Raw genomic sequence first — 25,065 nt, 5'->3', positions numbered from 1 at the left:
GTGTAAATGAGTTATTTCGCAATAAAAAAGAGGTCACCTTAGGTGACCTCTTTTTTTGTTATCACTGAATCAATAACGTGGTTAATCGTGCGTTATGGCCTATTCGGCGAGCTCGGTTTTATTTTTCCCACGTTTTGCTAGGGCATAATAAAACAGTGGCGTTAAGATAAGGCCAAAAATAGTCACCCCAATCATGCCAGAGAATACCGCAACACCCATTGCTTGACGCATTTCTGAACCAGGTCCGCTAGAAAAAACCATAGGTACCACACCCATAATGAAGGCTATCGAGGTCATTAAAATAGGTCGTAAACGTAAGCGACCGGCTTCAAGTATGGCCTCCAATGGTTCCATGCCATCATCTTGTAACTCTTTGGCAAACTCAACAATTAGAATGGCATTTTTGGTTGCCAGCCCCACTAGTACAATTAACCCAATCTGGGTAAAGATATTGTTATCTCCACCGTAAATAAGTACCCCTGTTAATGCCGATAACAGCGTCATTGGGATAATCAGAATAATGGCTATTGGTAAGCTTAAGCTTTCATATTGCGCGGCTAAAACCATAAACACTAACAAGATAATTAATGGGTAAATATAGGCGCCTGCATTACCTGCCAAAATTTGTTGGTAGGTGATCTCAGTCCACTCGTAGGTCATGCCATTAGGTAGGGTTTCAGCTAAAATCTTTTCAATTGCAGCTTGCGCCTCACCGCTACTAAATCCAGGTGCAGCACCACCATTTAATTCCGCAGTGGTAAAACCGTTGTAATGCATGACTCGGTCTGGACCAGATGAATTGGTGACATTAATAAATGAACCAATAGGCACCATTTCACCTTGGTTGTTACGTACTTTTAGTTGGGCGATTTGTTCAGGCGTTTGTCTAAACTGTTCATCTGCCTGTACGTTCACTTGATAAGTACGGCCAAACTGGTTGAAGTCGTTGGCGTAAACCGAACCCATGTATCCCTGCAGGGTGGAAAACAATTCGTCTAACGACACCGATTGCTGTTTGGCTTTGGTGCGATCGATGTTCACGTCAAGTTGTGGCACATTGACTTGATAACTCGAGAATACTCCTGCTAGCTCTGGCGTTGTCCATGCTTTTTGCATCACTTGCATGGTCACTTTATACAACTCTTCGTAACCGTAATTAGCACGATCTTGAATTTGTAATCTAAAGCCACCAATGGTGCCTAAGCCTTGCACTGGCGGTGGCGGGAAAATCGCAATAAATGCGCCGTTAATCGAGGCAAATTTTTGATTTAACGCGGCAGCAATAGCACCTGCTGATAATGATGGATCTTTGCGATCGGCAAAGTCATCCAGCGGGGTAAACAAAATGGCGCTGTTAGTACTATTGGTAAAGCCATTAATGCTTAAACCAGGGAAGGCTACAGCATGGGCGACACCCGGTTGATCTAGTGCAATACGTGACATTTCTTTCACGATAGCTTCAGTGCGATCTAATGATGCAGCATCAGGTAGTTGGGCAAAGGCAATAAGATATTGTTTATCTTGCCCAGGCACATAACCTGTTGGGGTATTGGCAAACTGTAAGCCTGTTAAGCCGACTAAACCGATATACAAAATACCAATGACAGCACCAAAACGAATGATTTTCTTCACTAACCAGCCGTAACCGTTAGACATACGCGCAAACATGCGGTTAAACGGATTAAATAACCAGCCTCCGAGCAGCTTATCCATACCACGGGTCAGCATATCTTTTTTCTCGTGATGACCTTTAAGCAATAATGCCGATAATGCAGGGCTAAGGGTTAACGAGTTAATCGCCGAAATAAAGGTGGAGATGGTAATGGTTAACGCGAACTGCTTATAAAATTGCCCGGTTAAGCCTGACATAAATGCCGTTGGAATAAATACCGCCGCCAGTACCAAGGTGGTGGCAATAATCGGACCGGTCACTTCTTTCATTGCCTTTTGAGTGGCAGCAACGGGCGATAATCCGTCTGAGATATTTCGCTCAACGTTTTCAACCACAACAATCGCATCATCGACCACGATACCAATCGCGAGCACTAAGCCAAACAGTGATAAGGCATTCAGCGAAAAGCCCATTAGGTGCATAAAGGCGAATGTACCCACAAGTGATACTGGAACCGCCACTAATGGAATAATGGATGCGCGCCACGTTTGTAAAAACAGCACTACCACTAATACAACCAGCAATAATGCTTCAACCAGTGTTTGTACCACAGCTTTAATTGAGCCACGCACGAACACGGTTGGATCGTAGACGATGTCGTAGGTTAAGCCTTCTGGAAATGACTTAGACAACTCAGCCATTTTAGAACGGACATCATCAGATATTTGAATCGCGTTAGAGCCCGAGGCCTGGAACACAGGTAATGCAGCCGCGTCTTTATTGTCTAACATTGAGCGTAGGGCGTAAGTCGATGCACCTAATTCAACCCGGGCAACATCTTTTAAACGAGTGATCTGACCTTGATCACCCACTTTAACAATAATGTCTTCGAACTCTTCAACGTTGGATAAACGGCCTTTAACGTTAATCAGTAATTGGAAATCACTGTCTCCACTAGGTTGCGCGCCTAAACTGCCGGCTGCGGCTTGTTGGTTTTGCTCACGAATAGCGGCAACAATATTACTCGGTGATAATCCGATTGCTGCTACTTTATTAGGGTCTAGCCACACTCGCATGCTGTAGTCGCCAGCGCCAAACACTCGCACAGCACCCACACCAGTAATACGAGCTAATTCATCTTTTACTTTCAATACCGCATAGTTAGACAGGTATAACATGTCGTAACGGTCGTCGGGTGACGTTAAATGCACCACCATGGTTAAGCTAGGTGATGATTTTTCAGTGACAATACCTAAGCGTTGTACTTCTTCTGGTAAACGAGGTTTTGCTCGTTCGACCCGGCTTTGGACTTGGGTTTGAGCTAAATCAACATCAGTACCAATCGCAAAGGTGATGGTTAGCGTCATGCGGCCATCTGAAGTGGCTTGCGAAGACATGTACAACATGTTTTCTACGCCGTTAATCTCTTGCTCTAGCGGTGATGCAACGGTTTCAGCAATGATTTTAGGGTTAGCACCTGGGTAGTTTGCCGTCACCACTACCGTTGGCGGCACGACCTCTGGATACTCGGTAATCGGTAATTGCCATACTGCGATCGCGCCTGAAATAAAGAACAGTAGCGACAGCACCGCGGCAAAAATAGGTCTTTTAATAAAAAATTGAGACAACATTATGTGGTTTCCTTAACCCTGACTTGCGTCATCAGCAACGCGTGCTGTCAATGGCTGGTTATCGAGGAGGCGTTGTGCTTGATGTAATGCTTCTAATTTGTCGCTATCGGCCATATCTGTAAGGTTTGGCTCAATAGTAACGTTAGGGCGTACTTTCTGCAGACTGTTTACCACGATGGTATCGCTAGGGGATAAACCGGCAGTAATAATACGTAAACCGTGAAGCTTCTCACCTAGGCTAACGCTACGATACTCAAGGGTGTTTTTGTCATTTACCACCAGAACAAACTTGTTATTTAAGTCGGTAAAAATGGCTTTGTCGTCAATTAAAATACTGTCGTATGACTCGCTACCCGCAATGCTGATGCGGGCAAATAAGCCGGGTAATAATTGATTGTCTTGGTTGGCAAAATTAGCGCGAACGCGGATAGTACCTGTTTGCTGGTCAACCGTATTATCGACAAAGTCGATCACACCCTGATGATTAAAATTGGTTTCATTTGCTAGTGCCATAACCACTGCATTATTGCCCAACCGTGGACTTTGACGTTTGTTCTCGAACGATAACGCGGCATACTTTAAATAGGTTCGCTCGTCTATATCGAAGTAAGCGTACATATGCGATGTAGACACTAAGCTGGTGAGATGCGTTTGTCCGGCGGTGACATAATTACCTGCTGTTTCATTTGCGTATGAAACTCGACCCGTAATTGGGGCGGTAACATGAGTATATTCAACGTTAAGTTGGGCGCGGGTCAACGCGGCTTTAACTGATGCAACTGCGGCAGCAGTTTGGTGCATGTTAGAGCGACGAGTATCAATAAGCTCTTCTGAAACCGCTTTTTGATGGAACAGCTTATTGGCCCGTTCATAGTCATTTTCAGCAAGTTGGTTAGCAGATATTGCACTGGTTAATTCTGCTTTAAGACGCTCATATTCAGCCGTAAATACACTCGAGTCGATGGTAAATAACACATCGCCTTTTTGCACTAGCGCGCCTTCTTTAAAGTTAATCGATTCAATATAACCTGACACGCGAGGTACCAAAGTAACCTTTTCTGGTGCTTGTAAGCGTCCAGTAAATTGATCCCACTCGGTAATGCGTTCATAAAGTACGTTGGCAACATCCACCTTAGGCGCCGCGGGTGTATTCGCTTGTTGTGCTGGTTGCTTTCCGCACGCCACTAATAGCAATGCCGTTAGGCTTACTAACAAAGTGATTTTAATTGATTTTAACGTCTTCATGGTGCTGTCCTCTAATCCATAGCATTTACGTTATTTAACAAGCTATTGGGTGCGTTACTTTTGTCTTTGGCTATGTTTTTATACCAATCGGTACAATTTGTTCTGTACCGCATGGTAATATATAGATTAAAATACAACTGTCAATTAGTTTTGTACCGGTTGGTATTAAATTATTATGACAAGGTGATTAATAATCAGCATGATGAAATAGCTTCACGGCATATAACGTGGAGAGTCACGATGAAATAGCGTTAATCAATGCTTGATAAAGATGAAAAAAAGCGCTTAATCTACTTATTATTAACCCTTTCTATGATTTAGCGTTGTGCTAAGATGTACGAATTATCTATCGTAAATTAGTCAGTTAACGTGATGATAAATAATGATTCGTTAATATAAGAGGTACTATTGATGACAATAACTAAAGCAGCTTGCGTCGGACGCCCTCGTGGGTTTGATATCGACTTTGCATTAGAGCAAGCGCTACATGTTTTTTGGCGTAATGGCTATGAAGGTACCTCTATAAGCGAATTAACTGAGGTGATGGGAATTAAAAAGCCCAGCCTATATGCTGCATTTGGTAATAAAGAGCAGTTGTTCTTAAAAGCCATTGAGCTTTATGAAAATCGCCCAGATTCGCTATTTAATACCGCCTTTAAACATGAGCATATTGCCGATGTTATTCGAGCTTTATTAGTAGGCGCGGCGGCGCAGTTCACCGATTGTAGCCACCCGCAAGGTTGTGCGCTAATCAATAGTGCGTTGTCATGCAATGAAGCAAGCGAAGGGATTAAAGAAGCGGTTCATCTGCTGCAAACTAAACATCAATCTGAATTAATTGATCAGTTTGCTGAGGCTAAACAAAGAGGCGAATTAGCTGATGATTGTCAGCCGAAAGTGTTAGCAACCTTGATCGTGACATTATTTAAAGGCATGTCTATCCAAGCTGCTGATGGTGCGACACATGATGATTTACGTCATGTTGCTGAAATGGCGGTTACGGGGATTTTAGCTCAACATGTCAAAGGGTATTCACCCGTTAAATAAGCTTTAATGGACGCTGTCTTGCTGTCTTTTTAAAACAAGACGCGTCATCTTTCTGTGTTGGTGTTCGCGGCCAAGTGCAAATTAAACCAATTTATGTTTAGCTTATACAATTAACAGCCTGTGGTGGTTAGGGCATAAAATATTGGATCGGCCGGCTTAGTCCCATCTATAAAGTAACGCAAGCTGCAGTTGCCATTAATGTCATATCCCTTAGGGAAAATATACACGTTACCTCCTGACACATCATAGAGTCCCCAGTCTGCGGTAATCGCATCATTTGCATTCGTCATCACTTCAAAAGAACCGTCAATCGCAACTGCGACATTTGCACTCAGAGAGGTTATGTACCCCACAGTAGTACTAATAGTTGTGCCGTTGACCGTCACTGAACCGGGGTCTAGCTTTTCTTGACCCGACAATACCGCTTTTGAATAAACTAAGGTATTCGCTGACTTTAACGCTCCCTGGAATCCCTTCAAACTGGCAATAAGCGCATCACTTTTCAGATTAATAAACTTAGGCGCTGCAACTACGGCTAAAATGCCTAAAATAATAATGACTACCACCAATTCAATAAGGGTGAAACCACGTTGTTTGGTTGTATGCATAGAACTCACTCGCTTTATGTTGTTACGCTATACCGACGGGTTGCTAGGCCATATATTATGACGAATCTCATGGCATTCATCGTTTATCGCTGGGCATATTAAATAGCCGCCAAACCAGAACATTAACCCGCATTACTCAGCTCAATTATCCAAGTATAAATAACCCACTGACAGAAGTCATTGTTTGACTTAATCAATGGGAACCTAGATCAGTGATCCACCTATCAGTTTAAGATTTTGTAAATGCCGCTTTTTTTGTTAGATTGTCGGCATATATTTGCATTACTGCTTTTACCCCACATAAGGGAAAGATAACCATGAGCAAAGCTAAAATAGGCATCGTTACCGTTAGCGATCGTGCCAGTGCTGGCATATATGAAGATCTGTCTGGTAAGGCGATTATTGATGTATTGAATGAGTATTTAACCTCGGAATGGGAACCTGTTTACAAGGTGATCCCCGATGAGCGTGACGTTATTGAAGCCACATTGATTGATTTAGCTGACAATCAAGACTGCTGTTTAATCGTGACTACCGGTGGAACCGGCCCAGCAAAACGGGACGTAACGCCAGAAGCAACCGAAGCGGTGTGCGATAGAATGATGCCTGGTTTTGGTGAACTCATGCGCGCCGAATCATTAAAGTTTGTGCCAACCGCTATTTTGTCTCGTCAAACAGCTGGGCTACGTGCCGACTCATTAATTGTTAATCTACCTGGTAAACCTAAGTCTATCCGTGAATGTTTAGATGCTGTATTCCCTGCAATTCCTTATTGCATCGATTTAATGGATGGGCCGTTTTTAGTTTGTGATGAAGCGGTAATTAAGCCGTTTAGACCTAAAGCGAAGTAATATAGCTGGCTCTGTATTTGTTTGCTGTTGTTGCAAGCAAGTACAGTGCTAATGACCATCGCGACTCTTGATTAGTGTTTGTTTGATAATCAGGTTTATTTTGGTGATAGATGAGTTTTATGTCTGTCTCTGTTTGTGATTATTGATTACTTTGTAAAAAGTACTTTGAGTTATATTTAGTACTACACTGGCAATATATCTTCAGTCGGGCTGGTTCATTATGACGTTAAAACGTTTTTCGCTTTTATTGTTGTCTTCACTATTACTTACAATAACCATGTTGTTGGTGAGCATTTACTATTTTTTCTACCTCCCTGGAATAAAAACTGAGGTGTTAGATCAGCAACAACAAGAATATAATTTGTTGTATTCGGCATTATCGTTATCAAAAAATAGCTTAACCACCTTATGTTACGATTACGCCGTGTGGGATGAGCTAGTTGAGTATGTTGGTAATCCGACTGATGATTTTGTTCAAAGCAATATGCCTAATAATGCATTTGAAGCTGCAAATATTGATGCTGTTTTTGTCATCGATACTAATAATAAGTTAATTTGGGATTATCAGGATGACTCATTAAAATCATCCAGATCGTCACTCGTTCATTTATTTCATCAGCAAAATACGGAATCTTTTGCTATTTTGCCCACAGCAGCTGAAATTGCATCACAAACAGTGTCTAGCCGCAGTGGTTATCTCGTTTTTGACGGGGCTCTCATTTACTTTAGTAATACCACCATTTTACCATCGACTGGTCACGGTGAAATTGCTGGCAGTTTAACGATGGTTCGCTTAGTGGATAAAGCGTTAATTAACGATATTAGTCAGTTTTCTTTGGTGAAGTTTTCAATTGAGGATGCACAAACATCAACAAAAAACATGCAAGAGTTTTTTAGTTTAAAGAAAATTGAAACTATTGCGCCATCACACAATTGGCTAATCCGTAATACGTTTGATGACCAAGTGGTACAGGTGACTTTACACCATAAAAAAGTGTCGTTGCCTCAGTTAGATTGGGCATCGGCAATATCGATATTGTTGTCAATTGTGTTGATTGTTTCTCTCTCGTTGATGGCATTATCAAGACTGCTTATCAAGCCGCTTATTCGTTTTAACAAAAGCATTAATGATTCATCAGATGATAATTTCATCAGCAAAATGGCTTCAAATCATTTTATTGATGAACTTGAAAATGTGTCTTACTCATTTAATCAATTACTGCTTAAGTTTAATGCTCAACAAAATTACTTAGAGACATTAACGGTTCAAGATTCGCTCACAGGCATAACTAACCGTAGGGGTCTTGAAGCATTTACAAAGCGAATTATTGCGCGCTGGCATCTAGAAAATGTTGGTTTTAGTGTGATGATGATTGATGTCGATAATTTTAAGTATTTTAATGATAAACAAGGTCATCTTAAGGGGGATGATGCATTAACTGCCGTTGCGACCAGCCTGTTAGAGGTTATGGCTCAATATGATGGGCTTGCTGCACGATATGGTGGTGAGGAGTTCTGCATAATTTTGGCCGATAATCATCATCAAAATATATTGAACGTTGCGGAAGAGATTCGTGAGTCTATCGAGAAATTGCACATCTCTAATAATATTGATGATCGAGACTGGCTCACGGTTAGTATTGGTGTGGTGGTGGTTGACGATAAATTAGCCGACGTAGAAAAATATAACTTTAGCGATGTATTACAACATGCCGATGAGCAACTTTATTTGGCTAAACAAGCGGGGCGTAATACTGTCAGAGTGGCGAAGTTTGGCGACTAAATATGCCGAATACCGATGAGTTAACTCGATATTTGGCATTTTAGCGCAAACACTACAGCTGTTTAAACTGCTGCTTTAAATCAAAATCACTGTCAGTTACCAGTCTCTCTAATACTTGTACCCGTTCAATCAATGCTTGGTTTTGGGCTTGTAGATCGCTAACACAGCCCGTGTCAGTTTGCTGCTTATGCTTCATATAATACTTAAACATTTCAGATGCAGTGGTGCCAACCACAATAATGAAGACCAGCGCGATAATGGCGATATCGTTTTCCATAATGACTCCTTATTAATGCTCTTTTGTTAATAGATTTTTGACTTTCTTATCTGACTTACTCTTGTTAAAAGCGCTAGCTAATCTCTCTTGTTAATAGCCCTCAGCCTTATTTCAACTCGGTAAGGCTGGGGCTCGTCGTTATAAGCTAACTGTTATAAGCTAACGGTTATAAACCAAAGACGACTTTTTCACTTTTAAGCGACTTTTCTAAGCCTGCAGCCAACGCAATGGCAATGATCAGTGTGGTCACAGATGAAATAATTAACTGCATCATTGGTATTTCACGACCTTTAATAAAGTCCATTAATGCTTGCTGTTGGCCTGATACGGGTAACCACTGCAATATGTCTGGAGCGATGTTGTAACTAGCTGCCATTGAAAGGGCCAGTGGTACAAATAACACCATGGTTAAGTATGATTGTGCCTCTTTAAAAGTTTTAGCCATAAACGATACATATAGTTGTAAGGTTGCGGCCATCAAGGCGACTGGAATACCCACTAAGAACATTAAGCCCATAAAGTCTTGGCTAATGTTGATGGTAAAGCCAATTTCTTGCCACGGTACAAAGGGGTAAGCCACTTTTGATACCAGTAAAATCAAGATTAACCCGAGCAAAGCAAAACAGGTTACGGCAATAATTTTACCGATGACCAATTGGCGGGTGCTCATTGGGTGGCTTAACAATAGTGCTAGTGAGTTACGCTCACGCTCACCCGCACTGGTGTCGATCGCGAGGTTCATACCGGAAATAAATACCGAGTACATCATGGTGAAAATAGCGATGCCTAAAATCATCCCACCTTTAGAGTCTGGTGTGGCTTTGTCTTCGATATTGACCTTTAATGGCTGGGTTATCCGTGGATTAATACCGCGTGCAATTAAGCGAATGCTGCCCATTTCTGCACTATATGCTTGCAGTTGACGCTCTAGTCGACGAATTGATTTTTGCAGCTTCTCATCTGAATTGTCGGCTATTAATATCACTTCAGCTTGTTTAGCTTTGGCCATATTGGCGGCGTAATCGTCACTAATGGTTAAGATGATTTTATTCGCTTGTTCATCTTCACCGTGGTTAATGCCGTTATTACTTAAGTAGCGCACTAAATCTGGAGCGTTATCGGCATTGTTGATATTGATGTTTAAATCTTCTGGACTAGACAGCTGGCCAATTAACACCATAAACATGCCGCACATGATCAGCGGCGTACCAATGGCATAATATAAACCTGCCATAACAGATCGTTTATCTCGTGCGGCGTCGATGAGTTCTTTGCGCACCATTGCGAGTATCATTTTCATTATGCTGCAATCCCTTCGTCGGTACCGATAAGTTCGATAAATGCATCTTCTAGAGAGTCTTTACCTGTTTGCTGACACAGTTCATCAGGGCTACCGATGGCAACCACTTTGCCATTAGCCATCACGATAACGCGATCACACAAGGCGGCGACTTCTTGCATCACGTGGCTTGAAAACAGCACACAATGACCTTGGTCTTTGAGTTGCAATAAAATGTCGCGCAGTAAGCGGGTGCTCATCACATCAAGTCCGCGAGTAGGTTCGTCTAAAATGATGTTACTTGGCTTATGAACAATGGCTTGTGCTAATGCCGTTTTCATCCGCTGGCCTTGAGAAAAACCTTTGCAGCGACGATCACAAATGTCTTCCAGCTTTAATTGTGCAATCACATCAGCGGTGGCTTTTTTAGCTTGTTTGCGCGACATCCCGCTGAGTTCGGCAAAGAAACTAATGTATTCACGCGGGCTTAAGCGTTCATATAAACCAAAAGGGTCGGGGAATAAGCCTAATTGCTTTTTGGCCCCAATCGGATCAACTGCAACATCTATGTTATCAACGGTAGCTGTGCCTGAGTCTGGCTTAAGTAAACCAAATAAGGTGCGTAAACAGGTGGTTTTACCGGCACCATTTGGGCCAAGTAAACCGGTAATTTGGCCATTCTCAGCGCTAAAGCTTAAGTTATCTAAGGCCTGCACATCGCCAATTTTTTTGGTTAAGTTTGCAACAGTAATCATGACTATTCCTTATCCGCAGTGGTATTCGCTGGTGCTGTTGTTTCTATGTCAGTGGGCGTGTCGATAACCGGTAGCGCTTCAACGGTATTGGCATTAAGGTAAAAGCTACGACGAACATCTTTTTGTAAGCATTCACCGTTGATGTCTTTTACTGAACCTTGGTCAACTAACTGGGCGACGAGGTCATTGCCACAGCTTTGACCGGCCACGCCGTGAGTTGCATAAGGTGCAATGAAGTGCTTTGATTTTGTTAGTTTTTCTTGTGCCAGCGCGCCCCAGTTTGGTGGTGTTGCCGGGTCGAGTTCACCAGATAACAATAAGGTGGGGATATCACTGAGGATAGGTTCACTAAAGTTGTCATCTACTTGTGGTATCGGCCAGGCTTGGCAGGTTTTTTCTAATCCATCTAACATATTACCGCTGATGTACGACTCTTTTGCATCTTTCCGCATTTGATCGGTAATGCGGTGAATGTCTTCGCCACACACAACGGATGCGTGCATGCCCATCGCAATACCTGTGCTATCAGCAGTTAATGTGTAAATACCTAATATCGGTTGGTAATTACCTTGTGCCGCTTGATGAATAGCATGCGGGATAAGTGCACGGATGTTTGCCATGTACATCGCCATTCTAATAGCGCCGCTAAACTTGCCGCGGGTGAGTAAAAACTCGCTGAGTTCATCTGTTTGTGGGTCACGTACTTGTTGGCTTATCGGAGCGGTGGCGAGCAGTTGGTCGACTTTATTATATTCGTCAGCCAAGTCTGGAAATTGTTGCTGGCAAGCAGGAGTACTTTTACAGTCGCGCCATAACACATTTAAACCACGTTCTATTGAGTCACCAATCGCCACGACACTTTGTTGCATCGGCACCACGCCATCCAGTGTCACTGTTAATAAGGCTTCTGGGTAATGGCGCATATAAAGCTGTGCCATACGTGTTCCGTAGGAAATACCGTATAAATGCAGTTTTTGGTAGCCCAAATATTCGCGTACTGCTTCGAAGTCAGTTAACGCGGTATTACTACCATATTGGCTTACATCGGCATCAATTTGACCTAGGCATTTTTCTGTCATGGCAATGATATCGAGAGCGTCATCATTCATACTGAGTAATTCAGTGGTGTCATCGTCGCAAGATAAAATGTTCGATTTACCGGTACCACGTTGATCAATCAGTAAAATATCGCGCTGCTGGCGAACTTTGGTCAACATGCGATTAAAGAAAGCGGCATTTTCAATGGCTGACTGGCCTGGTCCGCCTGCGATTGCCAGTAATGCTTCATTTGGGTGAGTGTTTTTAATTGCTGGCAAAATAGCAAAATGAATGTCGATTTGCTTACCGTCAGGTAGCTGAGGGTTTTCCAGCACAGTTATTTTACCGCACTGTAATTGCTCGTCTAAACCGTCTAAGTAACAAGCACTGGTTTTAGCGGGTGCTGCCACATTGGTTTGCGATGTGTCGGCATGACTATTGTTGGCGAGTAAAATTGCAATAGCGACCGCGAGCCATCGGCTAGTACGTGTTGCCGATTGGCATAACCCAGAGCGGGTTGACCGCTTGGCTAAGACTGTGTTGATAAACTTCCTGTTGATCATCGGAACGTTTCCTTTTTGCATTTCATGACGATTATGATACCTTAGCACTTAGTGTATGAGTGTATCAATGTATTAATACAGTTGTTAAAGGCTAATGTTAGAATTAATAAATGTCAACCCCAGCAGTGGTGAACCCATCTATCGACAGTTGCACGATCAAATCGTGCGCTTAATTGTCGGCGGGCAATTGCACCCCGAAGATGTTCTGCCTTCGGTGCGCCAACTTGCCGAGCATTTAGCGGTAAACCCGATGACGGTATCACGTGCTATGCAGCAACTTGTCGACCAAGGTTGGGTTGAGCGCCGCCGTGGTCAGCCGTCACGCGTGGCTGCCAGAACCGCGGCCAATAATGATTCTGGCAGCAGTTTGTTGGCACCACAATTAACTGCATTAGTTGAGCAGGCACGGCAGCTAGGGGTCGATTATGACCAGTTACAAGTATTGTTGGAACAATTTTGGAATAAAGAATAGCCACAGTTGAGCTAATTTTTAAGGACATCATCTAGGAAGTCGATAATGGAAGCCGAAGAGAAGCCCGTTTTACGCTTTAATCATGTGAGCAAAACCTTTGCTGCAAAACACAAGTCTGCAGCAGGTCATGCGGTGTTGGTCGATCTATCGATGACACTCTATCCAGGTATGGTGGTCGGGTTATTAGGCCAAAATGGTGCGGGTAAATCGACGTTAATGCGTTGTGCATTAGGCATTGTGGGCATCGAACAAGGCGACATTTCAACCCTTGGCGAACCGCCTACCGCTTTATCTGTTCAAGCAAAAGAACGAATTGGTTACGTACCCCAGCAGCCTTTTGGTTATGAAGGCTTTACCATAGATAAAGCGTTAGAATTGCACCGCAGCTTCTATCCAAACTGGGATATGACACTCGAGCAAGATTGGCTTAAACGTTTTGATCTAGATGCTACTCAAGCGGTGCAAAAATTATCAGTGGGTCAGCGTCAATCATTAGCATTGATAATGGCCATGGCGTATCGGCCAACCTTATTATTACTCGACGAACCCGTTGCCAGTCTAGACCCTATCGCTCGTCGTCAGTTTATGAGCGACTTGTTCGATCTCGCGCTCGATTCAGGTTCTGCAGTGTTATTTTCATCGCATATCACCTCAGATTTAGAACGTGTTGCCAGTCATGTTGCCTTAATTAAAAAAGGCCAACTGATACTGTTTAAAGAAATCGACGCCTTGCGTGAAGAGGTTAAATTACTCAACTTAGCCGAAAACGCTCAGTTACCGTCACATTATAAAATATTGAGCCAAACCGGACAAAGTGTGCTGGTGGATACTCAAGGTAACCCATCGAATATTGCGGGTGTGCAGAGTGAAAAATCACTCAACCTAGAACAGTTATTTATGGAGCTGCATCGATGAATCAGACGTTGCAAAACAGTCAACTTTCAGCATGGCGTAAACCTTACCGTGGCATGCTGCGGTTGTGGTTATATGACTTAGGCAGTGTCGGTTTTATTGGTGCCGCAGGATTAGGCCTAATGTTGGGTTTTTTGTGTTTTATCACGGGTAAAACTGAGGTTGTTAGCCTCGTTTTTTCCATGGCAACACTGTCTACGGGGGCGGCAATTTCTTGGCAGTTTAATCGCTTAGCAGCAACCGAGGTGACCGGTCTAATACCAAATTATCAAAAGTACGTACTCATACAGGCGGCGACCATCGCAGTAGGTATGTTATTGATACAACTATTCGCCTGTATTGGTTTTGCTGCTTACGATGTCATCCCCAGACTACTGCTAGCCATTGTGGTCAGTTTGCTGTTTGTATGGGCCTGTTTATGGCGCAGTAGCAGTTTTCATTTATCGTTTTTATTATTCATAACAGTGCCATTTTTAGATAAATTAGCGCTCACGATACCGACGTGGATGATGCTAATACTGATTGCTGGGCTATTGTCTTGGGTGATCCATTTATGTCGCCAACTTAGCTGGAATAATGAGGCGCGTGTGGTGTACCTCAACGCCGTGCAAATGGGCTGGATGTGGCTGCCGAGCATAAAAGGATTCACCTGGATTACTCGTGTTGAGCGGTTGTTTCATCCGATGAACTTTTTTATCGGCCCGGTGTTAACTATGATGCTGCTTTGTTTACCGTTGATCACCCTTGGTTTAATACTGCTGTCGTGGCTATTTGATATTGATGTACCAGCATTATTTTTATTGGTGCAATTTACCGTGATCAGTTGTGCCATTGTTCATTGGAGCCGAATTCAGCGTTGGCGCGCGGCAGAAACGCTGTTTTTATTGCCTTGTTATAGCGGCTTGAGTGGATTGCGCGATGCATTTTACCGCAGCCAGTATCGTTTCATCGCTGTGTTAGTGGCTATGGTCAGCGTGCTAGGTTTTACCAATAGCTTGATTGACCCGCAATATGGCGGATTATTTGTACTGCACTTAGGTCTCAGCACTTTTTGGGGCTGTGCGATTATGCTGGGAATGGGTTCGGCAAGCCGTAATAGCCTGCAAGCCACAGCAGCAATGCTAATAGTGTTACTCCATTCGATATTGGTGTCGTTGAGCTTTGCTGCAGTGCGTGACGGTGACAGCTTATGGGTATGGTTGCTTATGGATGTGCCACTAATTATTGTTGGTGTTGGCGCATTAATTTGGGGTAAAAAACGTTTGTGGCAACATGGCGTTTTGGCCCCGTAAATCATCGAGCATAACTGACAAACGTGACCGTAAGCTCAAAAATAGAGCAAAAGCTCTTATGGTTTTTAGCGACTTCAGGTAGAATGTAAAAAGCGGAACACTTGTAAGCTAAAAGGCCACTATCATATGTCATTAGATCAATACCACGTAGTTCGACTCCTGCAACAGCAAGGTCAGTCATTAGGCAATAACATTGCCCTTGAAGGCTTTGATATGCCTGCACCTTGGCATACCGTAACGTGGGGCGCATTTGATACGGTTACAGACTCAGTCGCACAGTTGTTAATTGAGTTTGGCTTACAAGTGCAAGACAAAGTGGTGATTTTAGCGCAAAACTGTCCACAGTGGACCTGTGCAGATATTGGTGCCCTTAAAGCTCGTAATGTTGTGGTACCGGTATATCCAACCAGCACCATAGAGCAAGCGGTATTCATTGTTAACGACTCTCAAGCTAAATTAATTTTTGCTGGTAACCAACAGCAATACGACATGGCTTGCACAGTGGCAGCCCAAGCTGAGTGCGTGCAACACATTGTAGTCTTTGATGCTAACGTTCCCCTTAATGCCGATAATCATGTGTATTTTGATCAAGTATTAGCGGCGCAATTTAATCCGCTGATTACCAATGAGCTCAATACTAGGCTAGCCAATAGCAATTTAGACGACTTATTTACGCTTATTTATACCTCTGGCACCACCGGCAATCCTAAAGGTGTGATGCTCGACTACCGTAATTTTGCCTCGATGATTAAACAGCATGACAGTGAGTTGCCATTTACTGCGGGTGATGTGTCGCTGGCCTTTTTACCGCTTAGCCATGTATTCGAGCGTGGTTGGAGTATGTATGTATTATGTCGCGGTGGCCACAATGTGTATTTAAACGACACTAATCGAATTAAAGAAGCCCTTATTGCGGTTAAACCACATACCTTGTGTGCAGTGCCGCGATTTTTAGAAAAAATTTACAGCGCTGTGCACGATAAAGTCGGCCAAGCGCCTAAAGCGAGACAAGCATTATTTGCTTGGGCGATGCGAGTAGGTAAACGCCAATTTGAAGTTAGCCAAGGTCGTGCTTCAGGAAATTTGTGGTTAAGTACACAGTGGAAGCTGGCTAATAAGCTGGTTTACAGCAAGTTACAGCAAGTGTTGGGTGGCCGGTTAAAGTTCATGCCCGTGGGCGGTGCCGCACTCGATATTAATGTGGCCAGCTTTTTTCACAGTATAGGTGTACCGGTATTGTGTGGTTATGGCATGACAGAAACTTGCGCCACGGTAACCTGTAATACTTTGGATAATCGCGTACCAGGTTCAAACGGTAAGCCACTAGAAGCTATGCAAATCAAGCTTGGCAAAGACGATGAAATCTTAGTGCGTGGCGATACTGTGATGCGCGGTTATTACAATCGCCCACAAGATACCGCCGAAGCCTTTGAAGACGGTTGGTTAAAAACCGGTGATGCTGGGCATATCGATGAGCATGGTAACTTGTATATTACCGATCGCATTAAAGAGTTAATGAAAACTTCAAACGGTAAATACATTGCACCACAGCGGGTTGAAGGTAAGGTAGCTTGTTGCCCATTTATCGAACAAGTTGCCATTGTTGCCGATGCGCGCAATTATGTATCTGCTCTAATTGTGCCAGCATTTGAAGCATTAAATACTTGGGCTAAAGCGCAAGGCATACATGTTGAAAACCCAATTGAGTTGTTACGTCACTCACAAGTGGTGGCTCATTTCGAGCAGCGATTAATCGAGTTGCAACATGAGCTAGCTGGGTTTGAAAAAATAAAAAAATTCACCTTATTACATGAAGCATTTTCGATGGAATCTGGACTCATCACGCCGACATTAAAGCTGCGTCGTAAAATGATTTACAGCAAATATCACAGTGAAATTAATGCCATGTATGGCAAGTAATTAATCAGCAATCTTTATACAAAGGACGCATTAGCGTCCTTTTTGTTTTTTACAGAAATATCATCAATGTGTCTTATGTTCAGTACCATGCAGGTTGATTGACGGAGTTTATGTAAAAATATTAAATTTAATATTTTTCAATGTTATACGGTATTTTGTAGGTGGCGTGTTACCCCAGGCTGAGATTATATACCTTTACAATAAAGACATTTTTGATGACCTCGAGTGAGATGTGTCGTTAGAATGGGTTAATGACATTTGTTCATCGAGCAAAACGTCAATGGACTCAAAATAATAATAAAGGATTCTTTGTGACAGATACTCAATTTAGCATGCCCCTCAAACCGCGCTTTTGTGAAACCGATGCGTTAGGACACATTAATAACACGGTTATCCCAGTGTGGTTTGAAGCGGCTCGTGAGCCGATTTTTGAAATCGTAAATCCAGGGCAAGATTTAACCAAGTGGAACATGATCATTGCTGGTTTTACTATCGCCTTTACTGCTCCAACGTATTATGGCGAAGAAGTTATCGTTAAAACGCACATTAGTCGTTTAGGCAATAGCAGCTTTGATATATTACAAAGCTGTTGGCAGCACGGTAAAAGAACCGCTGAAGCGACCACAACTATGGTGCATTACAATTACCAAACTGAAAAAAGCGAGCCACTTGCTGAGTTTGTACGTCAGCAATTGGCTGCATTAACTGGCACAGCTTAGGACTAACACAAAAGAAGCGATTAACGTAAAAACTTGGCTACGTAACTACAACTGGCACTGATGTTAAGTTTTTCTGTTTTCGCCCAAGCCAGTCCAGTTCGGACTAGCTTTTCAGCAATACCTTGGCCGCGTAAAGCGGGTGGTACGAAGGTGCGACTAAAATCAATATTTTGACCCTCTAAGTGATATTCAAGTATTGCCTCAACACCTTGAGTGATAACCACAAAACGATGTTGGCTAGCTTGGTGTTGCACGGTTACTGCATCTTGATTGCTCATAGTGTGTTGTCCTATTACTTGTAATGCCGCTTGTTGATGTGGCTATTGATGTTATGGCTGATGCTGTTACTCATGTTCCAACAAGGCGCTGAGTAATTCTGGTGTGAGTTTGGCTTTTTTGCCGGTTTTAAAGTTAAACATCACCACTTTTGCCCAGCCGATAGTCGTCACTGCTTGCTGTGCTTTACTGAACACGGTGTAATGCATCACAAAGCGATCTTCATTGATATCGCTGATCTTTACCCCTACAACAATTGAGTCAGGGAAGGTTACTGGGCGCTTAAAGCGGGCATTGGTTTCACTTAGTACTGGGCCGACACCCGTTGTTTTTAGATCGTCGAGTAGGTTAATTTGGTTAAAGAAATCGAGACGAGCGGTTTCAAAATACTTAAAATACACCGAATTATTAACATGTTGTAGTGCATCCATTTCACCCCATGCTACTTGAATGTCTGTGCTGATAGAATGTTGAGCTAAAAAGTCATTCATGGCGGTTCTCGTTATGAATTAATAAATTAAACGCTTGTTTAAATTTCAACTGTTAATTTAACAGTCCGGACAATGAACAACAAGGGACAGTGGCTATTACTGTGAGTATATCCAGTGAACTTATAAGGATTTTTACCTTGCGAAAAGAGACTTTTTTAACAACATCGAATTTATGGATATCGTCTTGCTGGACGGTGTTTTGCAGCCGATTTACTGAATTACAAACCAAACTGAGTTTGCCGCAAAAATTGTATCTGGTGGCGATAGTCTTACTGTTTGCTACTGACTCGGTAGCGTGGGTGGCCATTATCAGCGTGATGGCGATGTCGATTGAGTTCTGGCATTTATTTGAACGTATGTGGCACAGCTTGGCTGGCAAAGCGGTGTTGTTATTGTTTTATGCGATAGTGGCCAATTTTGCCTTGGCTAGTTCAAGTTCAGTGGTTAACGATGTGGTTGGCGTTGCAGCCAGTAGCTTTAATTACACCCATAACTTCGCCATTTTGCTCTACATTCCGGCATGGAGTGTGGTGATGAGCTGTATTGTGCTGTTATTACTACAGCTTATTTTTCCGCTAATGTTTGGTGTGTCTTTTATACTCCGCCCCTTTGGTGTGACCAACTTTCGCTTGATTAATCATGTGCATTTTCATCGTACAACCTTTTGGGTGCGAGTGATTCTTGCTGCAGTGGTGTTGTATCACCTTGCCATGCTGATGGACCTTTATGGTCAGGTTGAAAAAGCGTTGGATGATCCACAAGTGGTGCAATTAGTTGAAGCAGAAACCGAAGAGGAAATACTTGCTGATGATGGCTTGTCGATCATTGTCAAAACAGACCCTGCTAAGAAAGAGCCACCCAAGTCTGAACCCAAAACAGCGAAACAAGTTGAACGCGAGCAAGAACTGGACGCCATTGATGAAATCGCCAAGCAGCCTTACAGTCATTTGCGTAGCCAGTATTTTACCAGTGTGCGTAAAGCAATTGCGTTGTTTGCGTTTCAGTTGGAGGCGAATGCCAAATCCCGTTGTCAAAAACTACCGTTGTCGCATGTGGTCGAGCTTAATGATTATGAGATCCTTGAGATAACACCCGATATCAATGCGGAATATGGTTATCATTTTGAAGTGAAAAAATGTATTTCACCTGCATTTCCCAGTTAACAGGCACTTTGCAGGCATAAAAAAACGACCTAGATGGTCGTTTTTTTATGCCTAATCAGTCAGTCTTAATCGAACACTAACTCACTAAAGCTGCTTATTTTTTTGCACTTAGCTTGGCGTTGGTCAGCAAAGCGGATCATTTGGCAAGTTGTCATGCCGGCGGCTTCAGCGGCTTTGAGCTCTTCTGCTACGTCCGATACAAATAAAATCTGTTTTGGCTTCAAGCTAATGGTGTTGCAAATATTGCAGTAGGCTTGTTTGTCTAACTTATTGCCCGTGCGGGTATCAAAGTGACCATTGAACGAACCGGTTAAGTCACCTGCTTCGGTGTGGCTAAATAACAGCTTTTGCGCTTCGACAGAGCCAGAAGAGAAGCTGTAAATACGAATGCCTTTTTCTTTAATGCGCTCAATGCTATCGATAAAGTCAGGGTAAATGTGGCCAGTAAACTCTACGCGGTTATAACCTTGTTTCCAGATTAATCCTTGTAGGGTTTTAAGTGGTGTTAGTTTACGGTCTTCATCGATCCATTGCTGTAAAATCTCAGTGACTCGTTCGAGTGTCGCGTCTGGTTCTAAGGCAATATCTTTAACATCGCTGATACAGTAATCAACCACAACGTTATGTTGGTTTTGCTCAAGAAATTCAGCCATCGCTTTTCTTGAGTAAGGAAATAACACATCCTGAATAAAGTTAAGATCGGTAGTGGTACCGGCGGTATCAACGATAATAGCTCTAATACTCATAAGATTTGTTACTCCAAAACAATAAATTAACGTAATGATGATCCTAAGCTTTATTGGCGATTAAGGCTAGTGCTATTCGTGATATTGCACCCTAGTTAGATGACTTTGAATGCAAGATGTGAGCTAAGTTTAGATATTGCTAAATTGCCTTGTGTGATGTGGTCTGGTAGCTTCGGGTTAACTTAACTGTCACGTTTCACCAGGAAGGTACCATGGTTACAATAGGGAAAAAACGTTATATCAAATGGCCTAGCTTATGGGCTAAAAGCCTGTCTATATGCGCATTATTACTGAGCTTTTTTCATGTTAGTGTGGTGTTTGCTACTGAAATGTTGCCGCCAACGACCGAAACCTTGAGTGTGAAGTCTGCTTTATTTAGCGAGCAAGCCGATTTTTTGGTGACCTTACCAAACAGTTATACCAAGCAAACCTATAAGCGCTACGTGGTGTTATTTGACTTACATCCTCGTAGCCATTTGTATTTAGCGGGTATGCATGACTGGATGAGCCATAACGGTGGCTGGCCGTGGTTAGAAACCATTATTGTTACCGCGCCCGACGGTCACCAAGGCTTGGGAAAGTTAAAACAGGGTGCGATAGAGCAGCAGGGCGATCAAGCACTACTGGACTTTTTTGAGCAAGATTTACTGCCCGCAATTGATAAACGCTATCGCACCAATGGCTTTCGTATTTTTAACGGCTTTACTGGCAATGCAGGTTTAGTGTTATACAGCTTAATTAATCGTCCTAGTTTATTTAATGCTTATATTGCTGCCAGCCCAGTGTTATCAACAGACTTTGCCTATGTGCTAAATGATGCGCCTAAAAAGCTCAAAAACATGCAAGGCAAACCAAGATTTCTATTTGTGAGCACCAGTGATAGCGACTTTGAACAAAGGCAGCTGGATTCGTTTGCTAGGCTTGAAGATATTATTCAAACCAATGCCAATGCTAAATTGAGCTATCAAATAAAGCGTTTTGACGGCAGCTATTATATGACTCAACCTATCTTGGCGACGGCATTAGGCATCGAGAAGATATTTAACGATGTTCATACTGTTCTAGCGGCGGATTCAGAGGTGTCACAACAGGGTGATAAAGCTATTCTAGCTTATTATAAGCGACTGTCTGATGAGGTTTATGGCTTTGATGTGCCAGCAATAGATTCGCTGTTAGCTTTAGGTAATAGTTTAGTTAAAGCAGCACCACAGCAAGCGATTGGGGTTTATCAAGATACGCTGAAAGCCTACCCTAAAGCGCATTCGGCCTACCATGAGTTAGCCAGTGTTTATGCTGCTACAGGTAAAATGACTCAGGCTATTGAAGCGGAACAACAAGCGTTAGCAAGTACCGACCATCCGTTCTATCAAAACAAATACACTAAGCAATTAGCCGCGTTTCAAAACCAAGCTAAATAAAACTGATCTAAGTTAAACCAAGCTGCAAAACGATAAATGACAATAAAGCCACAGCACGAGTATTCGCTCTGTGGCTTTATTGTGTAGCCTGCTCAAACAGTATTATTCTGAGCGGAAGCTTATTATTTCGAGCTGAGGTTGATTACGCAGCCGTTTCGCTGGCTAACCACTGATTAATTTTTTGCTCCATTAAATCTAAAGGCAATGCGCCATTTTCTAATAAGCGATCGTGGAATACTTTAATATCAAACTTGTCACCTAAGACTTGCTTGGCTTTGGTACGTAGTTCGATAATTTTCAGCTCACCTAACTTATAGCCAAGAGCTTGGCCTGGCCAAACGGTATAGCGCTCAATTTCTCCGGTGGCTTCAGATAAATGAATCCCTTCAGTTGCCACCGCGTAATCAATGGCTTGTTCACGGCTCCAACCTTTAGCGTGCATGCCGGTATCAACCACCAGGCGAACTGCACGATGTAACTCTGACTGCAAACGGCCAATGTTGTCGATAGGGTCATTAGCATAAATGCCCATTTCGGCAGCTAAACGTTCGGCATATAAAGCCCAACCTTCGCCAGCCGCATTGGAATAAAACACTGTACTTAGCAGCGGTAATTCATCAGATAAGCCAATAATGGTTTGTAAATGATGACCTGGATTAGTCTCGTGGTAGGTCAAGGTCTGTAATGAATAAGATGGCAGTGATGCTGTGTCATACAAGCTGATCCAGAAAGTGCCTTTGCGTGAACCGTCTTGTGATGGCGCATCATAAAATGCGCCACTAGTAGAAGCCGCACGGCTGTCTGGTACCGCTTCAATAGCCACTTCTTGATTAGGTAAACGCCCAAACCAGTCTGGTAATTTTGCATCAACCAAGGCTAAGTCGGCATCAATATCGGCCATTAGCTGTTGCTTACCTTCAGGGGTATTAGGGTAAAGATATTGTGGGTCGTTGAGTAACACCTGCATACGCTCACCGACGGCGCCATCAACATAACCGACTTCTTTGAGTAGCCCGTCCATTTCGGCAGTAATCCGGGCTACTTCAGCTAACCCGAGTTGATGAATTTCATCGGCAGTTTTGGTCGAATTGCCTAAATGCTGGATAAGCGTTTGATATAACTTCGCCCCTTGAGGTAAACGACCAATGCCAGCTTCATGAGTTGCTTTTGGGCGCACGGCTTCTAACGCGGCAATCAGTTGGCGGGTGGCGGCATAGTATTTAGTGTTAACTAACTCGGCCGCAGACTTTACCAAAGTATCGCTATTTTCTACTTTGGTTGCATTAAGTTTAGTGTTAAAGCTGGTCACTAAAGGATGGCTGTTTGCTGGGCCACTGATTTGAGCTTGTAACCCGCGTAGGGTGTTATCAATGACAAAGTCTGGTGGAATGACGCCCATCGATACATCGTGATTGAGTTTATCGACCAATGTGCCCATAGCGGCAGGGTACATGCTTAAGCGAGTTAAATAAGCCTCGGCTTCGGCGGTATTAGTTACGGCAAACTTGTCTTCCATGTAACCGGGGAATTCAATTTGTAACCCCGATAAGTGGTTAACGGCATAGGGTAAAAACCATACGCCATACTCGCCTAACACAGTGCCATAATTAACCACTTGAGCAGGTAATAAAGCGCCTTTTACTTCAGACTTTATCGCGTTTAAGCTGATTGTTTCTGAGGGAGTTAAGCTTGCTACATCAATATCGTTGAGTTGACTCAGTATTGATTTTAGTCCTTTACGACGGTGGGTTTCACCAGATGGACTGTAGTCGGTGAGTTTAGACATCACTTTGGCATTGATGCTGGCATCACTCACGCCGTAGTAAGTGGCTATTTCAGGTCTGAGAACAAAGTAATCTTTAGTGATCGACTCTACTTGCTGCTTAAGACTTAGCTTAGTGGCAGTCTCACTTGCTGTTGCTGAGTTTGAATTATTTTCCGGTGTAGCAGGATCTGAACATGCAGTGACGAGCAGGCTAATGATTAAGCCATTAAGAAGTTTTTTCATTGATTACTCATTAAGTTAATAGCGGCATTCAAGTACGAATATAAGCATATTCTAACAGTTATGGAGGTTAAGCTGTTGCAGTTTTTATGTGCTGGGTATTTGAAAGTACGAGGGTAAGTTTGACGATAAGGTGTAAATATGGTCTAACATTATTAGACATTGACATGAAAAGGAGAGAAGTATGTTAGGTGAAAGCCATGCGTTATTAGTTGATTTCCCTGAGTATCAAGACAAGATTTCATTGTTAACCGCCAACGATACTGAGTTTGCTGAAGATGCGAAGCGGTATCATAAATTAGATACTGAAATTCGAAAGCTGGAGTTACGCAATACTCCGACTAGTGATGAGTTTATTGAGCAAGCAAAGCTTGACCGGTTGGTGTTAAAAGATAAGTTATATCAGTTGTTTACCCAAGCTTAATTCGCTTATTCAGCTTTTGGCCATGTCGGTATTTAGGTTGTGATGACATGGTCAATTTCTCGCTGCAATCTCAGTAATTCTTATTTCGTTGTGTTTTATGGCCTGCGGCCACTAAGGTCGTGGCGCTTCGCCCATACCAGATTTTCAAACTTCGTTTGAATTAATATCGCAAGGTTCCACCCTGCAAGGGCCAATTCTACCGTCATTCCGGTAATGCTTTTGAGCCGGAATCCAGCTCTTTCTTTTATTTAGGTTTTATGGCCTGCGGCCACTAACGTCGTGGCGCTTCGCCCACACCAGACCAAGAGGAAACCAACGGCTGTTCCCTCTTGGAACTCCCAGCCGCCACATCAAAATTATCTGAAAAGCGATAATTTCGCGACGTGGTTGAATCCAGCTTTTGACTTCGTTTTGGTGTTCTTCGGTCCTATTCGAAAATGCTAACGCTTTCGGTGGTACATCCTGTACCTCGAAAGCTAGCCAGACATCCATGTCTGGACTCACGCTATTTTCTTCAACGTCCTCAATGTTATTGAAT

22 protein-coding genes are annotated in these 25,065 nt (G+C 43.0%); 11 read left to right on the top strand and 11 right to left on the bottom strand.

Annotation, left to right across the window (positions count from 1 at the left end; all coding sequences use genetic code 11):
- Positions 1–99: 99 nt before the first annotated feature.
- Entirely contained in the window at positions 100–3,246 is a 3,147-nt protein-coding gene (locus EGC86_RS15940) for an efflux RND transporter permease subunit (protein ID WP_207893051.1), read from the bottom strand.
- Positions 3,247–3,255: 9 nt separating this feature from the next.
- Complete coding sequence (locus tag EGC86_RS15935; RefSeq protein ID WP_123778193.1) at positions 3,256–4,488, bottom strand: efflux RND transporter periplasmic adaptor subunit; 1,233 nt, start codon at positions 4,486–4,488, stop codon at positions 3,256–3,258.
- Positions 4,489–4,899: 411 nt separating this feature from the next.
- On the opposite strand from EGC86_RS15935, the gene EGC86_RS15930 reads away from it, so the two are divergent.
- The gene (locus EGC86_RS15930; RefSeq protein WP_011639391.1) at positions 4,900–5,535 is read left to right on the top strand and encodes a TetR/AcrR family transcriptional regulator; all 636 of its coding nucleotides are present in this window, start codon (positions 4,900–4,902) and stop codon (positions 5,533–5,535) included.
- A 110-nt stretch (positions 5,536–5,645) separates the two neighbouring features.
- On the opposite strand, the gene EGC86_RS15925 is transcribed toward EGC86_RS15930, so the two are convergent.
- Positions 5,646–6,143, bottom strand: a complete 498-nt coding sequence (locus EGC86_RS15925) for a prepilin-type N-terminal cleavage/methylation domain-containing protein (RefSeq protein ID WP_123778192.1) — start codon at positions 6,141–6,143, stop codon at positions 5,646–5,648.
- Between the two features lie 317 nt (positions 6,144–6,460).
- Here EGC86_RS15925 and mog point away from each other — a divergent pair, with 317 nt between their 5' ends.
- Positions 6,461–6,994 (top strand): molybdopterin adenylyltransferase, encoded by a 534-nt coding sequence (gene mog, locus EGC86_RS15920; protein ID WP_011639389.1) that lies wholly within the window; start codon positions 6,461–6,463, stop codon positions 6,992–6,994.
- A 220-nt stretch (positions 6,995–7,214) separates the two neighbouring features.
- A complete protein-coding gene (locus tag EGC86_RS15915; protein WP_011639388.1) occupies positions 7,215–8,777 on the top strand; it encodes a diguanylate cyclase in 1,563 nt (520 codons plus the stop codon).
- A gap of 52 nt (positions 8,778–8,829) precedes the next feature.
- On the opposite strand, the gene EGC86_RS15910 is transcribed toward EGC86_RS15915, so the two are convergent.
- The 4 genes from EGC86_RS15910 to EGC86_RS15895 all read right to left on the bottom strand — a co-directional run bounded on the left by EGC86_RS15910 (position 8,830) and on the right by EGC86_RS15895 (position 12,689).
- A complete protein-coding gene (locus tag EGC86_RS15910) occupies positions 8,830–9,054 on the bottom strand; it encodes a hypothetical protein (RefSeq protein WP_011639387.1) in 225 nt (74 codons plus the stop codon).
- 166 nt (positions 9,055–9,220) lie between these two features.
- Complete coding sequence (locus EGC86_RS15905; protein ID WP_011639386.1) at positions 9,221–10,354, bottom strand: ABC transporter permease; 1,134 nt, start codon at positions 10,352–10,354, stop codon at positions 9,221–9,223.
- Positions 10,354–11,088 carry an ABC transporter ATP-binding protein gene (locus EGC86_RS15900; RefSeq protein WP_101088642.1) on the bottom strand — a complete coding sequence of 245 codons (735 nt, stop codon included), beginning with the start codon at positions 11,086–11,088 and terminating at the stop codon, positions 10,354–10,356. Before EGC86_RS15900 ends, EGC86_RS15905 begins: the two co-directional genes overlap by 1 nt.
- 2 nt (positions 11,089–11,090) lie before the next feature.
- Positions 11,091–12,689, bottom strand: coding sequence for an alpha/beta hydrolase (locus EGC86_RS15895; RefSeq protein WP_123778191.1), 1,599 nt, complete (start codon positions 12,687–12,689; stop codon positions 11,091–11,093).
- A gap of 94 nt (positions 12,690–12,783) precedes the next feature.
- Here EGC86_RS15895 and EGC86_RS15890 point away from each other — a divergent pair, with 94 nt between their 5' ends.
- The 5 genes from EGC86_RS15890 to EGC86_RS15870 all read left to right on the top strand — a co-directional run bounded on the left by EGC86_RS15890 (position 12,784) and on the right by EGC86_RS15870 (position 18,004).
- Positions 12,784–13,161, top strand: a complete 378-nt coding sequence (locus EGC86_RS15890; RefSeq protein ID WP_011639383.1) for a GntR family transcriptional regulator — start codon at positions 12,784–12,786, stop codon at positions 13,159–13,161.
- A gap of 45 nt (positions 13,162–13,206) precedes the next feature.
- Positions 13,207–14,076: an ABC transporter ATP-binding protein gene (locus EGC86_RS15885; protein WP_123778190.1), complete on the top strand. Its 870-nt coding sequence runs from the start codon at positions 13,207–13,209 to the stop codon at positions 14,074–14,076.
- Complete coding sequence (locus EGC86_RS15880; protein ID WP_123778189.1) at positions 14,073–15,365, top strand: ABC transporter permease; 1,293 nt, start codon at positions 14,073–14,075, stop codon at positions 15,363–15,365. Before EGC86_RS15885 ends, EGC86_RS15880 begins: the two co-directional genes overlap by 4 nt.
- A gap of 126 nt (positions 15,366–15,491) precedes the next feature.
- Entirely contained in the window at positions 15,492–17,285 is a 1,794-nt protein-coding gene (locus EGC86_RS15875; protein ID WP_123778188.1) for an AMP-dependent synthetase/ligase, read from the top strand.
- Positions 17,286–17,617: 332 nt separating this feature from the next.
- A complete protein-coding gene (locus tag EGC86_RS15870; RefSeq protein WP_425376049.1) occupies positions 17,618–18,004 on the top strand; it encodes an acyl-CoA thioesterase in 387 nt (128 codons plus the stop codon).
- A 20-nt stretch (positions 18,005–18,024) separates the two neighbouring features.
- Here EGC86_RS15870 and EGC86_RS15865 read toward each other — a convergent pair whose 3' ends face one another.
- Both EGC86_RS15865 and EGC86_RS15860 read right to left on the bottom strand, forming a co-directional pair.
- Positions 18,025–18,282: a GNAT family N-acetyltransferase gene (locus EGC86_RS15865; protein WP_123778186.1), complete on the bottom strand. Its 258-nt coding sequence runs from the start codon at positions 18,280–18,282 to the stop codon at positions 18,025–18,027.
- 66 nt (positions 18,283–18,348) lie between these two features.
- Complete coding sequence (locus tag EGC86_RS15860; protein WP_011639375.1) at positions 18,349–18,771, bottom strand: acyl-CoA thioesterase; 423 nt, start codon at positions 18,769–18,771, stop codon at positions 18,349–18,351.
- A 137-nt stretch (positions 18,772–18,908) separates the two neighbouring features.
- Between EGC86_RS15860 and EGC86_RS15855 the strand changes: the two genes are divergently transcribed.
- Positions 18,909–19,934, top strand: coding sequence for a hypothetical protein (locus EGC86_RS15855; protein WP_011639374.1), 1,026 nt, complete (start codon positions 18,909–18,911; stop codon positions 19,932–19,934).
- A gap of 65 nt (positions 19,935–19,999) precedes the next feature.
- On the opposite strand, the gene mtnC is transcribed toward EGC86_RS15855, so the two are convergent.
- Positions 20,000–20,680 (bottom strand): acireductone synthase, encoded by a 681-nt coding sequence (mtnC, locus tag EGC86_RS15850; protein WP_011639373.1) that lies wholly within the window; start codon positions 20,678–20,680, stop codon positions 20,000–20,002.
- Positions 20,681–20,892: 212 nt separating this feature from the next.
- On the opposite strand from mtnC, the gene EGC86_RS15845 reads away from it, so the two are divergent.
- Positions 20,893–22,098: an alpha/beta hydrolase-fold protein gene (locus tag EGC86_RS15845; RefSeq protein WP_123778185.1), complete on the top strand. Its 1,206-nt coding sequence runs from the start codon at positions 20,893–20,895 to the stop codon at positions 22,096–22,098.
- Between the two features lie 142 nt (positions 22,099–22,240).
- On the opposite strand, the gene EGC86_RS15840 is transcribed toward EGC86_RS15845, so the two are convergent.
- Positions 22,241–24,106, bottom strand: coding sequence for a DUF885 domain-containing protein (locus EGC86_RS15840; protein WP_123778184.1), 1,866 nt, complete (start codon positions 24,104–24,106; stop codon positions 22,241–22,243).
- Positions 24,107–24,287: 181 nt separating this feature from the next.
- On the opposite strand from EGC86_RS15840, the gene EGC86_RS15835 reads away from it, so the two are divergent.
- Positions 24,288–24,527, top strand: coding sequence for an HP1242/YdcH family protein (locus EGC86_RS15835; RefSeq protein WP_059746063.1), 240 nt, complete (start codon positions 24,288–24,290; stop codon positions 24,525–24,527).
- Positions 24,528–25,065: the final 538 nt, after the last annotated feature.

Origin of the sequence: Shewanella frigidimarina, assembly GCF_003797125.1 — a bacterium.
GTDB classification, from domain to species: Bacteria; Pseudomonadota; Gammaproteobacteria; order Enterobacterales; family Shewanellaceae; genus Shewanella; species Shewanella frigidimarina.
Note: the sequence above shows the minus strand (reverse complement) of the source record. Positions and strands in the feature narration are given on the sequence as shown.

Bases quoted from the DNA above. Each gene is read 5' to 3' on its own strand.
- EGC86_RS15935 (WP_123778193.1), bottom strand. From the start codon at position 4,488: ATGAAGACGTTAAAATCAATTAAAATCACTTTGTTAGTAAGCCTAACG.
- EGC86_RS15930 (WP_011639391.1), top strand. From the start codon at position 4,900: ATGACAATAACTAAAGCAGCTTGCGTCGGACGCCCTCGTGGGTTTGAT.
- EGC86_RS15925 (WP_123778192.1), bottom strand. From the start codon at position 6,143: ATGCATACAACCAAACAACGTGGTTTCACCCTTATTGAATTGGTGGTA.
- mog (WP_011639389.1), top strand. From the start codon at position 6,461: ATGAGCAAAGCTAAAATAGGCATCGTTACCGTTAGCGATCGTGCCAGT.
- EGC86_RS15915 (WP_011639388.1), top strand. From the start codon at position 7,215: ATGACGTTAAAACGTTTTTCGCTTTTATTGTTGTCTTCACTATTACTT.
- EGC86_RS15910 (WP_011639387.1), bottom strand. From the start codon at position 9,054: ATGGAAAACGATATCGCCATTATCGCGCTGGTCTTCATTATTGTGGTT.
- EGC86_RS15905 (WP_011639386.1), bottom strand. From the start codon at position 10,354: ATGAAAATGATACTCGCAATGGTGCGCAAAGAACTCATCGACGCCGCA.
- EGC86_RS15900 (WP_101088642.1), bottom strand. From the start codon at position 11,088: ATGATTACTGTTGCAAACTTAACCAAAAAAATTGGCGATGTGCAGGCC.
- EGC86_RS15895 (WP_123778191.1), bottom strand. From the start codon at position 12,689: ATGATCAACAGGAAGTTTATCAACACAGTCTTAGCCAAGCGGTCAACC.
- EGC86_RS15890 (WP_011639383.1), top strand. From the start codon at position 12,784: ATGTTAGAATTAATAAATGTCAACCCCAGCAGTGGTGAACCCATCTAT.
- EGC86_RS15885 (WP_123778190.1), top strand. From the start codon at position 13,207: ATGGAAGCCGAAGAGAAGCCCGTTTTACGCTTTAATCATGTGAGCAAA.
- EGC86_RS15880 (WP_123778189.1), top strand. From the start codon at position 14,073: ATGAATCAGACGTTGCAAAACAGTCAACTTTCAGCATGGCGTAAACCT.
- EGC86_RS15875 (WP_123778188.1), top strand. From the start codon at position 15,492: ATGTCATTAGATCAATACCACGTAGTTCGACTCCTGCAACAGCAAGGT.
- EGC86_RS15870 (WP_425376049.1), top strand. From the start codon at position 17,618: ATGCCCCTCAAACCGCGCTTTTGTGAAACCGATGCGTTAGGACACATT.
- EGC86_RS15865 (WP_123778186.1), bottom strand. From the start codon at position 18,282: ATGAGCAATCAAGATGCAGTAACCGTGCAACACCAAGCTAGCCAACAT.
- EGC86_RS15860 (WP_011639375.1), bottom strand. From the start codon at position 18,771: ATGAATGACTTTTTAGCTCAACATTCTATCAGCACAGACATTCAAGTA.
- mtnC (WP_011639373.1), bottom strand. From the start codon at position 20,680: ATGAGTATTAGAGCTATTATCGTTGATACCGCCGGTACCACTACCGAT.
- EGC86_RS15845 (WP_123778185.1), top strand. From the start codon at position 20,893: ATGGTTACAATAGGGAAAAAACGTTATATCAAATGGCCTAGCTTATGG.
- EGC86_RS15840 (WP_123778184.1), bottom strand. From the start codon at position 24,106: ATGAAAAAACTTCTTAATGGCTTAATCATTAGCCTGCTCGTCACTGCA.
- EGC86_RS15835 (WP_059746063.1), top strand. From the start codon at position 24,288: ATGTTAGGTGAAAGCCATGCGTTATTAGTTGATTTCCCTGAGTATCAA.